This is a genomic window from Streptomyces ferrugineus (genome assembly GCF_015160855.1).
In the GTDB taxonomy this organism is placed as follows: Bacteria; Actinomycetota; Actinomycetes; order Streptomycetales; family Streptomycetaceae; genus Streptomyces; species Streptomyces ferrugineus.
Genome location: NZ_CP063373.1, coordinates 7,020,750 through 7,034,080 on the forward strand (window position 1 = coordinate 7,020,750; position 13,331 = coordinate 7,034,080).

General features: G+C 70.5%; 12 protein-coding genes and 2 pseudogenes. 1 reads left to right on the plus strand and 13 read right to left on the minus strand.

Going from position 1 to position 13,331, the window contains the following annotated elements:
* Nucleotides 1-336: 336 nt before the first annotated feature.
* The 11 genes and pseudogenes from IM697_RS31470 to IM697_RS31515 form a co-directional block, all read right to left on the minus strand.
* Nucleotides 337-1,227 (minus strand): annotated as a pseudogene (locus tag IM697_RS31470) (xanthine dehydrogenase family protein molybdopterin-binding subunit); the annotation flags it as partial.
* Nucleotides 1,228-1,649: 422 nt separating this feature from the next.
* Nucleotides 1,650-2,843, minus strand: a complete 1,194-nt coding sequence (locus IM697_RS31475) for a S1 family peptidase (protein ID WP_194039470.1) — start codon at nt 2,841-2,843, stop codon at nt 1,650-1,652.
* 345 nt (nt 2,844-3,188) lie between these two features.
* Nucleotides 3,189-3,623, minus strand: coding sequence for a tannase/feruloyl esterase family alpha/beta hydrolase (locus IM697_RS31480; RefSeq protein ID WP_194039471.1), 435 nt, complete (start codon nt 3,621-3,623; stop codon nt 3,189-3,191).
* Nucleotides 3,620-4,162, minus strand: coding sequence for a tannase/feruloyl esterase family alpha/beta hydrolase (locus IM697_RS31485; protein WP_194039472.1), 543 nt, complete (start codon nt 4,160-4,162; stop codon nt 3,620-3,622). Before IM697_RS31485 ends, IM697_RS31480 begins: the two co-directional genes overlap by 4 nt.
* A 306-nt stretch (nt 4,163-4,468) precedes the next feature.
* Nucleotides 4,469-4,828 carry an aldehyde dehydrogenase family protein gene (locus IM697_RS45120; protein WP_228044257.1) on the minus strand — a complete coding sequence of 120 codons (360 nt, stop codon included), beginning with the start codon at nt 4,826-4,828 and terminating at the stop codon, nt 4,469-4,471.
* Between the two features lie 11 nt (nt 4,829-4,839).
* A pseudogene (locus IM697_RS45130) lies at nt 4,840-5,486 on the minus strand (aldehyde dehydrogenase family protein).
* A complete protein-coding gene (locus IM697_RS31495) occupies nt 5,483-5,917 on the minus strand; it encodes a cupin domain-containing protein (protein WP_194039473.1) in 435 nt (144 codons plus the stop codon). The pseudogene IM697_RS45130 and the gene IM697_RS31495 overlap by 4 nt, the downstream one beginning before the upstream one ends.
* A 21-nt stretch (nt 5,918-5,938) precedes the next feature.
* A complete protein-coding gene (locus IM697_RS31500) occupies nt 5,939-6,241 on the minus strand; it encodes a putative quinol monooxygenase (RefSeq protein ID WP_194039474.1) in 303 nt (100 codons plus the stop codon).
* The gene (locus tag IM697_RS31505) at nt 6,238-7,308 is read right to left on the minus strand and encodes an Ldh family oxidoreductase (RefSeq protein ID WP_194039475.1); all 1,071 of its coding nucleotides are present in this window, start codon (nt 7,306-7,308) and stop codon (nt 6,238-6,240) included. The genes IM697_RS31500 and IM697_RS31505 overlap by 4 nt, the downstream gene beginning before the upstream one ends.
* 120 nt (nt 7,309-7,428) lie before the next feature.
* Complete coding sequence (locus IM697_RS31510) at nt 7,429-8,157, minus strand: GntR family transcriptional regulator (RefSeq protein WP_194039476.1); 729 nt, start codon at nt 8,155-8,157, stop codon at nt 7,429-7,431.
* A 554-nt stretch (nt 8,158-8,711) separates the two neighbouring features.
* On the minus strand, nt 8,712-9,338 hold the full coding sequence (locus IM697_RS31515) for a dihydrofolate reductase family protein (RefSeq protein ID WP_194039477.1): 627 nt from the start codon (nt 9,336-9,338) through the stop codon (nt 8,712-8,714).
* A gap of 302 nt (nt 9,339-9,640) precedes the next feature.
* Between IM697_RS31515 and IM697_RS31520 the strand changes: the two genes are divergently transcribed.
* The gene (locus tag IM697_RS31520) at nt 9,641-10,408 is read left to right on the plus strand and encodes an SDR family oxidoreductase (protein WP_194039478.1); all 768 of its coding nucleotides are present in this window, start codon (nt 9,641-9,643) and stop codon (nt 10,406-10,408) included.
* A gap of 348 nt (nt 10,409-10,756) precedes the next feature.
* Here IM697_RS31520 and alc read toward each other — a convergent pair whose 3' ends face one another.
* Both alc and allB read right to left on the minus strand, forming a co-directional pair.
* Nucleotides 10,757-11,863: an allantoicase gene (gene alc / locus IM697_RS31525; RefSeq protein WP_407699558.1), complete on the minus strand. Its 1,107-nt coding sequence runs from the start codon at nt 11,861-11,863 to the stop codon at nt 10,757-10,759.
* Nucleotides 11,864-11,925: 62 nt separating this feature from the next.
* The gene (gene allB, locus IM697_RS31530; RefSeq protein ID WP_194039480.1) at nt 11,926-13,266 is read right to left on the minus strand and encodes an allantoinase AllB; all 1,341 of its coding nucleotides are present in this window, start codon (nt 13,264-13,266) and stop codon (nt 11,926-11,928) included.
* Nucleotides 13,267-13,331 lie beyond the last annotated feature (65 nt).

Genomic DNA, 13,331 nt, shown 5'->3' on the forward strand with positions numbered 1-13,331 from the left:
GCGATCCGCCGCCGCCCGAATTGCGTCGGCCGCCATTCGACAATTGCAGAAATCGCGGCCGTGAAATTCACTTCTCACGCATTTGCGGTTACGCGCTCGCCGGATCGCTTGACCCGCCCCGCCCCGCTGTGCCACCCGCCACCCGGCACTGCCGGATGTCCCCCGCAGCCGGCGTACCAGGCCACGAGGGTCATGGCCATCAACCGGCCACAGGGCTGGGGGCCCGCCGCCGCGCTGGTATGAGGATGGGGAGGCTCGGGGTGGCGGGCCGGTCAGCGGGACGGTCTCGGGACTCCCAGGCGGGTGGCGGGAGGGCTCCTGAGACCGTCCCGGGGCTCAGAGCAGGGCTTCGGCGGTGACGGGCAGGTCGCGGACGCGTCGCCCGGTGGCGTTGAAAACGGCGTTGGCGATGGCGGGCGCCACGCCGACGATCACGATCTCGCCGAGGCCCTTCACACCGATCGGGTCGGCTTCGTCGTCCCGGCCGTCGACGTACACCGCCTTCAGGTCGGGTACGTCGGCGTTCACCGGTACGAGGTAGTCGGCGAGCCCGGCATTGACGATCCGGCCGTCGCGGTGGTCGGTGACCGTGTGTTCCAGCAGGGCCTGGCCGATGCCGCCGACCATGGCACCGAGGGCCTGGCTGTCGGCGAGCTTGGGGTTGATGATCCGTCCGGCGTCGTACACCCCGAGCATGCGTCTGACGCGTACCACACCGAGCCGGGCGTCGACCGCCACCTCGGCGAACGTCGCGGCGTAGGCGTACATCGAGTGCCGCCTCTGCTCCCCCGGCGTGTAGGACCCGAGTGCCTCCAGACGGGGACGGTTGTTACGGGCGAGGAGCTGCCGGTAGGTCTCCCCGCGCGTGGGGTCGTCCTTCACATGCAGCCGTCCGCCGCGGACCACCACGTCGGCGGTGTCGACGCCGTGCAGCGGCGAGCGCACGTCCTCGACGGCGAGCTTGACGGCCTCCTGTCGCAGCTTGTCGCAACCGTCCTGGACGGCGGAGCCGACGCTGGCCATGGTCTGCGAGGAGGCGTGGACCGGGGCCGGGGGCATGCGGGAGTCGCCCAGCCGGAAGGTCACCTGACGCATGCTCAGCCCGAGGGCGTCGGCGGCCACCTGCGCCATGGAGGTGTACGTGCCGGGCCCCATGTCGCTGGTCGCGGACTCGACCACGGCGGCCCCGTCGGCATCGAGCCTGACCGAAGCCTGCGCCGCGGCGCGTGCACGTTTCCGGGCCGCTCTCGACGGCGGATCGCCGTCACCTGGAGCGCGCTCTGCGCATTCTGCGCGACGCGTCGAGCCCTGCAGGGCCGTTGAGTGCGACACCTTCGGGCTGATGGCGGTCGATGGCATCGAGACCGCCGGGTTTGACGCTGGGCTCAACGCCGCGCGCCGAAGGCACCCACCAATGAGCCGCACTCGGCCCCAGCGCCTGAGCACTACCCGACAGCCCTGAACAGCGCCCGGACACCGCACCCGTACAAGCTGAGGCTGAGCATGTGTCGTTCACGTCCCGAGCCGGTTCAGGGGTTGTGGCCGGCGAGTGCACGGCCTTGGCCGCCACCCGCCCGTTCGGGCGAGCGTCACGTGGGCCGACCGGCGTATGCCGGTCGGCCCACACGTTCACGCCCGCGTCTTCGAGGTCAGGCGGTGTTGAGGGTGAGCCCGTAGTGCGTCAGGGCGTCGTCCAGTGGCTGGAAGTAGGAAGATCCAGGTGCGTTGACGCTGCCGTTGCAGCGCTGGCTCGCGGGGCCTCCGGAAGTCATGCCCTGGGCCTGGTTGCCCGAGATGTAGGCGCCGCCGCTGTCACCTCCCTGCGTGCACACCGAGGAGCTGGCCAGGCCGGTGACAACAGTGTTCGGCCCGCCGTTGGGGTCGGAGTACGTGACCGTCACGTTGTAGGAATTGACCCGCCCGCACGTCCAGAAGGTGGTGCGGCCCGACTTGCAGAGGGTGGATCCGGAGGCCGCGCGCCTGCTGCCGAGCACGCTGGGCTCGGTGGCCCTGCCATAGGTGCCGACCACAGTGGATATCGTGTTGCCGGCATCGAGACGTGCAATGCCCATGTCAACACTGCGGCTGCCCATGGCAAAGCGGGAGTTGGTGCCCTGGGCGAAGCGGGTCCCCTGGTACGAGAGGACCGGGAGGTCCTCGATGCAGTGCCCTGCGGTGACGAGGTACTGACGGCCGGCGGAGTCGCGGGCGCCGTAACCCACGGAGCAGACGAAACCGTTGAAGGCCATTTCCGCGCCGGGCTTGATGGTCGCCTGCGGGGCCAGGTCGGGCTGGTCGGACAGGACACGCACGGCGTCTCCATAGGACCGTGCCTTGTCGAGGAAGGCCCGGGCCGAGGCGCTGTCGCTGTCGTTGACCTTCACGGTGACGGTGTCCGCGGCGAGGTCGACCTCCCAGGAACTCACCCCGGTGGGAGTTCTGCGGAGTGCGGCATCGTCCAGGGCGGCCTTGACCTTGTTCAGCTCGTTCTCACCGTGACGGACAGTGCGTGCGCGCAGCCCGGCACCTTCCACTTCTCGTGACGCCTTGGCGTTGTCCGTGTTGACGACCAGTTCTCCCCTCGCGTTGAAGAACGAGCCGTCGGTCGCCACACCCTGGCGCTCGAGCGAGGAGAGCGTTCTCTGCTGGCCGGCTTCGCGGTCGAGCCGCTCCACAGCGGCCTGTTCGCTCACGCCGAGCGAGGTCGCCAGAGCACTGATCATGGCAGCGTCGTAGCGCGTGCCCGCCGAGTCGTCGGCTGCCTGTGCGCCGGACACGACGGTCGCCGGCGAGAGCAGAACGGCGACAGCGAGTGCCGCGATTTTCTTCCGAGAGATACGCAAGAGATCGCTCCTTCTGGGGAGCAGGAAAAACGGCCGCGAACAGTGGGGGGTTGCGAAAAGGCCATGAATGAGCCGAAGGTGACCGTTTCCCTGGCGGTGCGCACGTTGACGACAACCGCGCTTGAATCTTGAACGACACTCACAGGAAAGGACAAGGAAAAGTTCCAGCCAAGTGATTCTCGGTCAGTCCACCATGCCCACCTGCGACTTCAGAAGGTTGAGTTCCCCCCTATCTCCCTTTCGCTCTGTATTGACGTCAGCCTCGAGAGACATGTCGCCACCCCATAGACGACTGAGCGAGGCATCCTGACCGACTGGCCGCAACTCCCCACTCTCTACCCGTTCTCAGCGAGCGGCGTGGTGGGGCGCCTTGTCCTGCTCGACCCACTTCACCAGGGCCGCCAGTGGGTCGGGCGGGGCGGCGCCGGACCCGCCCCGGCAGTGGCCCACGCCCGGTGCCGTGAAGAGGCGGGCGAACTGCTCGGTCTTGGCCGACAACGGGGCCCACTCCTTGTGGGACTGGTCGAAGTAGTGGGTGAAGTTCGCCATGGTCAGGCTGTGCCAGTCGAATGAGGGGTTCTTCGCCAGCCAGTACGTGAACCAGCCCGACGCGAGGGGCGTCGGGACTCCGTCGCCGTTCGAGGTCGCGGCGAGTCTGGCGAACGATGCGCCGGGCAGGATTCCGTACCGCAGGCGGGTACCGTCCGGGCGTCGCGGCCCGTCCCAGATCTTTTTCACCACTGCCGCGTCCTTGGCCGTGATCGTGCCGCAGGGGGTCACGGTGCCTCCAGCGAGGTGGGGTTGAAACGGCAGGTCCGAGGGTCCGTGATGACGCCGTCGGCCACGCCGTCCCGGCTGTCGCACGCGGCGGTGACCGCCTGGTCGAACGCGTCGAACTTGCACGAGAGCACGAAGTCGTCGAGCTCGTGCATCACGACCTGGGGCCACATCGCCGCGGGGAGGAACCGGTCCGCCTGGACCGCCGGCGCACCTGCCAGGATGCCGTCGTAGTCGCGCGGCTGGACCTGCGCTTCCTGGAGACCTTCCCTGCCACCGTTGGAGCAGCCGTTCCAGGACGAGGCGGTGGGTGACGTGCCGTAGAACGCCTGTGTGACGGCCTTGCCCTTGACGGTCGTCTCGTGTGAGGCGCGTGCGATGAAGTCGGTGATCAGGGACGAGTTCATGCCGGTCGGGGACCAGGCCCACGAGGCGTCGCTGGAGCTGGCGGTATGACCGGAGTCGGAACCCGCGGCGGCGTAACCGGTCTTCGCCGCGGTCTGCGTGTCCGGGATGGAGCCGTTGAAGCCACCGCCTCCCACCCCCTGGAAGCGCTCGCTGAGGGTGGCACCCCACCTGATCGGCGCGTCACGGGCTCAGCCTAGGCGAGCCATGACGCTGTCGGGCCCGGAGAGCAGCGTGACGAACCGCCGCTGCAAGGCGTTCGTGCCGCAGTCGCCCCGCGCCGGGCGGCGGCCGGGGTCCACGGCTGCTACCTGTTCGGCTTTCGCCGCCGCATTCGAACAAGGTCGCGCACCGGCTCTTCACGTCCGGCGGGCAGGAAGCGTTCTTCACGGGCCATGTGCACACCCTCGGTGTCCTGGGTGGGGCGCCGACCGGCAGCTGCGCTACGGCTCTTGAAGGCTGCGGTCACGGTCGCCAAGGTGATCGGTTCGCCCGGGAGAGAGGCGAGAATCCCGGCCTGGCCGCGCCCGTGAGAAGGGCGGAGTCGAAGGGGATGTCGCCGTCAATGAAGCAAGGCGCACCGCGACCGGGACGGGGCACACGGGGTAGCCGTCTCCAGGGAGCGGCTTACCTCCGGCCAGCGGGCGGGTGCCCGCGGCGACGGACTCCTCGACCTGCCGCTGGATCGCCACCCGCAGGTCATCGCGGGCGAGCGGGCCGACCTGGGTGTCCCGTCCGCGCGAGTCGCCGACCCAGAGGGCTTCGACACCCGCCACGAACGCGGCGGTGAAGGCGTCCGCCACCGCCGCTGCGGCTAGATCCGCATCGGCGTCTCCAGGACCACGAAGGCGTCCGAACCGCCCAGATCCAGTACGGACTTCTTCGCCGCGCGCCCCGCCGCCGAGCCGGCGGCCGCGCCCGCCCGGTTGCTCCCGGTCAAGGTGACGGCGGCGACGCGGTCGTCCTCGATGAGCCGGGCGGTGGCCTCCGGCACGTCTCTCTCGGCGATCATCAGCGTGGTCACCAGGTGCTCGGGGAAACCAGCCTCAACGAAAAGCCCCTGCAGGGCGACGCTGGAGGCAGGACCAGGCCGATGGGCTCGTGGGCGATCCAGGCTTCGGCTCCGTCGATGTCCACGCGTTCGTCGGCGAGGATTCCCGGGCCGTGCTCGGCGTAGTACTGGGCGGTCAGCGCGGACTTGCTCACCTCTCCCTCCGCCTCACCGACCGGCTTGCCCATCTCGCTGACGGCCAGATGGGCCAAGGCTTCCTTGTGTTCACGCAGGACACTGGCCAAGTGACCGACGAGGGTGGCCCGTTCGGCAACGGGGACACGGGCCCAGGCGAGGGCGGCGGCGTGGGCACGCTCCACAGCCGTATCGATCCGTGCGGTGTCCCAGGCTTCGTACTCGGCGAGCGGCTGGCCCGTGGCGGGGTCGGTGGTGCGGATGGTGGCGCTCATACGGTGGGTGCCCCTCCCTTGTCGTGCTCGGAGAGGTGCTCGAAGGTCTCGCCGGTGGCGGTGATGGTGCGGGTGACGTCCCGACCGCCGTAGACCCAGTAGATCCGCATGACGCCCTCGCCGCGGTTGAAGAACCGGTGCGGGACCCCGGCGGGCACCCAGGTCGCCTGGCCGGCCTCCAGGTCGAAGAACTCTCCGTCGATCTCGGCGGTCGCCTCACCTTCGAGGATCAGGACCGACTCCTCGACGTTGTGGCTGTGCAGGGGCAGACCGGTGCCGGGCTGGAACACCGTCTGGCCGGTGGTGATGACGGCCTTCTCGGAGTTCCACTTGCCGACGTAGGGGATGGTGGCCACTCCGCCGCCACGGTCGAAGCGTTCGACCTCGTCGGGGTGGATGAGCAGGTTCGGCGGGGCGGGTTCGGTGCACATGCGACGGCTCCGATCGAGAGGTCAGGAGTGGTGGAACAGGCGGCGGGAGAGCGTGTTGACCTGGCTGCCGGGGACGACGTACTTCGCCGCCGCCTCGCGCCAGACCTTGAAGTGGGGTGCGGCGCGGTGGGCCTCGACGGCTGCCTCGTCGTCGTAGATCTCGTGGAAGACGAAGTGGTGGTCGTCGGACAGGTCGCAGACGACGTCGAAGTAGCGGCAGCCGGGTTCATCGGTGAAGGAACGCTCGGCGTTCTCCTCGATGGCCTCGAGGAAAGCGTCACGGCGGCCGGGGACGACCTGGAGGGACACGGTCAGCGCGATCATGCGGGCATCTCCTGCGGAGTGAGGGGGGTGGGCAGGGGTGCGGCGGTGGCTTCGGCGATACGGCCGAGGGAGGACCAGGTGTCGTCGGCGAGGGTGATGCCCTCGCCGCGCAGGCGCTCGGCGGTGCGGGCCTCCGGCTCGCCGGGGACGAAGATCTCGGCCGTGCCCGGGGCGGCGGGGGTGGACTTGGTCTCCTCGATCAGGGTCTCCATCCGCGCCTCGAACTCGGCCGGATCGGCCATCGACCGGATGTCGACGCAGATCAGCAGGTGGCCGACGCCGCTGCGGCCGGTGGGCCGGTAGGGGCCGACGACCGCCGAGCCGAAGGCACTGCCGGTCAGTACGCCCGCCAGGACGTCGAACATGAAGGAGATGGCGTAGCCCTTGTGGCCGGCCATGGGCAGGATCAGGCCCTCGATGGCGCGGCGCGGGTCAGTGGTGGGCACGCCGTCCGCGTCGGCCGCCCAGCCGTCGGGAATGGGCTCGCCGCGCTCCTTGGCGTGGTGGATCTTGCCGCGCGCGACGGCGGTGTTGGCGATGTCCATCACAACCGTGCCGTAGCGGCCGCCCGGGGCGGCGATCGACCACGGGTTGGTGCCGACGCGCTTCTCTCGCCCGCCCCAAGGGGCCATCGCCGGACTGGCGTTGGTGGCCAGCAGCGCCACACAGCCCCGTTCTGCGGCCTTGCGGGTGAAGTACGCGGCCGTACCGAAGTGACCGGAGTTGCGGACCCCGACCGCGCCGATCCCGTGCCGGCGGGCGCGCTCCACACCCCAGGTCACCGCACGGTCGGTGAGCACCTGGCCGAGACCGTCACGCCCGTCCACGACCAGGACGGCACCGCTGTCGGTCACGACCTCGGGGGCGGCGACGGCGGTGGTCGCGCCGCTCGCGAGACGACCGAGGTACCAGGGCAGGCGCAGCATCCCGTGGGACGGATGGCCCCAGAGCTCGGCGGTCACCAAGTTGTCCGCGAGCAGTCGGGCGTCCACGGGCGGAACGCCGTGAGTTTCGGTGGTGGTGGCGGCGAACCCGAGCAGATCAGCGGCGCCGACGGTATGTGGCATGGGACGGCCCCTCGTATCGAGGAATGATGTGTCCATCTGTTGTATCCAGTTCTGTATACAGGACACCTCATGCGGAAGCCACCGGCACGGTTGATCGCTGGACCAAGACGTGCAGGCGGGCTACCGGCGGGCGACATCCAGGTGGACGTCAGCGCCGATCGCGACATCCTGGCCGGTCAGGCTGTCGATGAGCGCCTGGAGGGTCTGCGCGAGATGGTGCCGGCCGGCCGCCTCCGCCGCCTGCGCGTCCCCCTGCACGATCGCCTTCAGCATCGCGCGGTGCTCCTCCATCGACGTGAGCATGCGGCGCGGACCGCTGTGCGACAGATGCCGCAGCCGTACGGTCTCGCTGCGCAGGTCACGGATCGTCCGGGCGAGGTAGGGATTGCGGCAGGCGGCGATGACGGCCTGGTCGAAGCCCTCTGTCACCTCGTAGAACTCCTGGTAGGACCGCGCCTGGGCGGCGGCGTCCAGCGCACGGAAGGACTCGTCGAACTCCTCCAGCCGCTCCAGCAGTTCACGGAACGGCACCAGCAGGCGCTCGTCGGCCGCCCCCGCCGTCGCGACCGACGCCGCCGCACGCGGCTCCAGCAGCATCCGGAACTCGAACAGGGCCCGCACCCCGCCCAGCGAGATCGCGGCCACCCGGGCCACCTCCCCCGGCACGAAATCGACCAGCCCCTCACGGGCCAGCCGCCGGATCGCCTCCCGCACCGGCGTCCGCGAGGCACCCAGTTCCTCGCCCAGGTGGACCTCGCTCAGTTTGGCCCCCGGCCGCAGCCGCAGCGACTCGATGTCACTCCTCAGCCGCTCGTAGACCGCCTCGCTCTTACCGGTTGCCCGAGCCACGGAACTCCTCGCCGATCCTGCCGCACACATTTATGTATACAGACTAGCGGGGTCATCCGCCCGAGGGCTCGGACCCGCTGCTGGACCAGCCGCTGGAAGACCGCACTTGACGCCTTCGGCGTCACCTGCGAACAGGGCGGGGCAGGCCGGGGTGCGGTCCTGCCCCGCTCTGTCGACCAGCCGGCCCTGTTCATCGGCGGTGACGGGGACCCGGTGCTGCGGTTCATGCCGCCGTCGTCGCTGATGGACGGCCACGTCACCGACCTGCGCGGCGTCGGCATCCTGCCCGGGGTGTCGCACTGGATACAGGAGGAGGCACCTGATCAGGTCAACCGACGTCTGCTGGACTTTCGGCGGGGCTCTCGGAGTAAACCGCCGACTGACCGGTAGGGCCGCGAGGGACACGGCAGGGGGACTCCCCCGACGTCCGCGGCCCCGGTCGGCTGCGGCGCCGATGCTTCACGTCCGATGAGCTTGCGGGAAGAGTTGACGTGCGCTCCGGCGTTCTCACCCGATCTCCATAAGGCCGTACGAGAACGCCGTGAGCAGGACGGTCATGCGTTCTCGGGGAGGTCGAACGTGCCGTACTCGGGGCGGCCGGCCACGTCGTACGAGTTGATGGCGACGCCCTTGCCGGTGACGGTGCCGCCGGTGTGCCTGAAGGCGGTGGGCGCGATGCCCTCCGTGAACAGGCGGTGGCCGGTGCCCAGCACGACCGGGAAGGTCAGCAGGTGGAGGGTGTCGACGAGGCCGAGGTCCAGCAGGGACCTGACCAGGGCGCCGCTGCCGTGGACCTGGAGCTCGCCGTCGGTGCGCTCCTTGAGGGCGGTGACCTCCTTGCCGAGGTCGCCGCTGATCACGCCGGTGCCGGCCCACTCGGGGTCGGTCAGCGTCGAGGAGGCGACGTACTTCGGCAGTCCGTTGAGCTTGGACGCGACCGGGTCGGCGGGGTCGGTCACCTTCGGCCAGTACGAGGCGAAGATGTCGTACGTACGGCGGCCGAGGAGGAAGGCGGCGGGGCGGGTGAAGACCTCGTTGATGAACTGGCCGAAGTCGTCGTCGGCGAGCGGGAACACCCAGCCGCCGTGCTCGAAGCCGCCGCGGGTGTCCTCCTCCCGGCCGCCGGGCGCCTGGTAGACGCCGTCGAGCGTGACGAAGAGGGTGGAGACGAGCTTGCCCATGAGGGGTGCCTCTCTTCCGCGGTGGGGTCTGCTGTCATCAGCTCAGACCCCACCGGCACCCGCAACTCATCGCTGGGCCGTGCGGCGTCTCACCCCGCGTGCGTCGGGAACGGCCCGCCCGTCGGGCCCTCCAGGGGGCCAGAAAGAACGACTCGCCCGCGAGGACGCGTCGGCCGACCTGCATGGCGGTGCCCCGGTGGCCTACCGCCACCGTCGGAGTTCCGCCCGGTCTGCCGCCTGTCGGCCACCTAGGTGTCCGTTCGCCGCCAGCGCTGGTGTTCGCGTGGCGCTGGGATGGACGCATGACAGCCACTTACGAATCCACGACAGGTACTCATGGAACCCTGCACGGCAAGGTCGCACTGGTCACCGGCGGCAGCCGCGGCATCGGCGCGGCCACGGCCGTGCGGCTCGCGCGGGAGGGCGCGGACGTCGCCGTGACGTACGTGCACGGCAAGGAGGCGGCCGAGGAGGTCGTGCGGGCCGTTCGGGCGCTGGGGCGGCGGGCTGTGGCGCTGCGGGCGGACGCCGGGGACGCGGATGAGGCGCAGGGCGCGGTGGGGCGTACGGCGGAGACGCTGGGCGGTCTGGACGTGCTGGTGAACAACGCCGGCGTCGGCGTGCTGGGGCCGCTGGAGGGTCTCACGCTCGCGGATGTGGACCGGGTTCTCGCGGTGAACGTCCGGGGCGTCTTCCTGGCGTCGCGGGCGGCGGCCGCGCGTATGGGTGCCGGGGGGCGGATCATCACCGTCGGTACCTGCATGACCCAGCGCGTGCCGGGGCCCGGTGGGACGCTCTACGCGACCAGCAAGGCGGCGCTGATCGGACTGACCAAGGCGCTGGCCCGTGAGCTGGGGCCGCGCGGGATCACGGCGAATGTCGTGCATCCCGGGCCCATCGACACGGACATGAACCCGGCGGACGGGCCGTACGCGGCGGGGCAGGTGGAGATGACGGCGCTGGGTCGCTTCGGTGCGGTGGACGAGGTGGCGGCGATGGTGGCGTATCTGGCTGGGGCGGGGTATGTCACGGGCGCGGAGTTCGTGGTGGACGGGGGGCACTCGGCGTGACGTGACCTTTTTTCGCCCCCGCCGCCCCTACCCATCCCGTCCCCTGGGGGCTGCCGCCCCCAGACCCCCGCTCCGGCCCTGAACGGGCCTTGTCCTCAAACGCCGGACAGGCTGAATGGTGCGGGCCGACGTTGAAAGGTGGCGCCCCCCGTCGGGTGGGTGGGGGCTAGGGACGGCATGGGCCTGATCTCGACTGCCGGGCAGGCCTGAGGGGTGCGGGCCGACGTTGGGAGGGGGCGACCCCGGTCGGATGGGTGGGGGCCAGGGGCGGTGGGATCTCGTCCTCCGAACGCCGGACGGCTGGATGCCGGCCGCCGGTGGTCGGGGGGCGAGCGAGGTTGTTCTGGTTCAGCCGCCCAGTTCCTGGTGCCTCGCCGCCAGGCCCGCTATGCCCTGGTCCGTCAGTGAGCCGTGCAGGCGCAAGCGGGAGATGCCTCCGTCCGGGAAGATGTCCACGCGCGCGTGGGTGCCGACCGCCGGGGTCGGCAGGACGAAGCGGTGGTTGGTGTCGGGCTGGAGGCGGGTGCGGGGGAGGATTTCCGTCCAGTCGCCGCTCTCGCCGTCCTTCACGGACACCGACGCCCAGCCGGCGCTGTTGCCCTTGAGGTACGCCGTGTCGATCTCGATCGCGCGGATCTGGGACTGCGCCACCAGCCGGTAGCTGATCCAGTCGTTGCCCTGGTCGCGGCGCCGACGGGTCTCCCAGCCGTCGTCCATCTTGCGGGAGCGGCCCGGCTGGATGGTGTTGGTGGCGGGCGAGTAGAAGAGGTTGGAGGCGTCCTCGACCTGGCCGCCGTTCTCCAGGGCGACCACGTCGAAGGTGCCCAGCACCGACAGCCACTCGGGGTCGGGCACGACCTCGCCGTACACGCGCAGGCGGGCGATGCCGCCGTCGGGGTGCTGGTTGACGCGCAGGTGGGTGAAGCGCTGCTCCACCCCTATGGAGAAACCATTCGCCGCGTGGCCGCCGACCGGCGTGCGCGGGACGAGGGTCGTCCACTTCACGTCGTCGCCGAGCAGTTCCTCGGGGGACGGGGAGCCCGGCACCGACGCGCCCTGCACCGACACCGCCTGCGGGTAGTTGCCGCGGAAGTGGGCCGTGTCGACGACGATGCCGCGGATGACGCCCGGCGCGCCCAGGCGGACCAGCGCCCAGTCGTGGTCCTCGGCCGTCGGCCACGGGTGGTCGGCGGACGCGCCACGGCGGCGCCTCGTCTCCCAGCCGTCCATGATCTTGCCCTTGTGCCCGAAGTGCTCGGGGTCGAACTCGGCCCGCTCGGGCACCAGCAGGTTCTCGCGCTGGGCGAAGAACTCGTCGTTGGCGGCGATGACTCCGGCGCCCAGCCTGCGGTCGGCGAGATTGGCGTACTGGGTGAAGGGGAAGTCGGCGGTGCGGTAGTCCGCGTACGGGTCGCCGCCGCCGTAGGGGTTCGCGTCGCCGGTGAAGCCGGCCACACCGGATTGATGCTGCGCCGTCACGGTGATCAGGTCTGCCTTTCGAGGTCGGTGGGTGGGATTCAGCTGGTCCGGGTGAGAAGTCGCCCCTTCGGGTCGGTGAACTCGCCGTCCGCGACGATGCGTTCGCCGCGCAGCCAGGTGGACCTGACGACGCCGTACAGGGTCTTGCCCGCGTACGCCGTCACGCGGTTGCGGTGCTGGAGGGCGGCCGGGTCGACGGTGAACGTCTCGTCGGGCGCGAGGACCGCGAAGTCCGCGTCGCGGCCCGGCTCGATGGCGCCCTTGCGCGCGTCCAGGCCGACCAGTTCCGCCGTCCGCGCGGACATCCAGCGCACCACGTCCTCCAGGGTGTGGCCCCGCCTGCGCGCCTGTGTCCACACCGCCGCCAGGCTCAGCTGGAGCCCGGAGATACCGCCCCAGGCGGTGGCGAAGTCGTCGGTCTTCAGGTCGGCCGTGGAGGGCGAGTGGTCGGTGACCACGCAGTCGATGGTGCCGTCGGCCAGTGCCTGCCACAGCAGGTCCTGGTTGGCGGACTCGCGGATCGGCGGGCAGCACTTGAACTCGCTGGCGCCGTCCGGGACCTCCTCGGCGGTGAGGGTGAGGTAGTGCGGGCAGGTCTCGACGGTGATCCGTACCCCCTCCCGCTTGGCCTCGGCGATCAGCGGGAGCGCGTCGGACGAGGACAGGTGCAGCACGTGCACGCGTGCGTGGAGGCGCTTCGCCTGGGCGATGAGCTGGGCGATGGCGGTGTCCTCCGCGTCGCGCGGGCGCGAGGCGAGGAAGTCGGCGTACCTGGGGCCGCCCTGTTGCGGGGCCGCGTCGAGATGGTGGGGGTCCTCGGCGTGCACGATCAGCAGGCCGCCGAAGGAGGCGATCTCGGCCAGGGACTGGGCGAGCCGGTCCTGGTCGAGGTGCGGGAACTCGTCCACGCCGGACGGCGACAGGAAGGCCTTGAAGCCGAAGACGCCTGCCTCGTGCAGCGGGCGCAGGTCCTTGACGTTGCCGGGCAGGGCGCCGCCCCAGAAGCCGACGTCGATGTGCGCCTTGTCGGCGGCGACGTCCTGCTTCGTACGGAGGTTGTCGACCGTCGTGGTCGGCGGGAGGGAGTTGAGCGGCATGTCGACGAGGGTGGTGATGCCGCCGGCGGCCGCCGCGCGCGTGGCGGTCCAGAAGCCCTCCCACTCGGTGCGGCCGGGGTCGTTGACGTGCACGTGCGTGTCGACGAGGCCGGGCAGCAGGACGTCGTCGCCGAGGTCCTCCAGCCGGGCGCCGGACGGGACTTCGGCGTCGTACCCGAGTACGGCCGTGATCTTGCCGGCGGAGACCGCGACCGAGGCGGCGCGCGTCCCCTCCGGGGTGATGACGCGCGTCGAGCGCAGCACCAGTTCAGCGTCGGACACCCGGACCCCTCTCTGCCGCCGTTGACTTCCGAGCAGCGGAATTCAACTTTCTGTTGAAGGAGTCT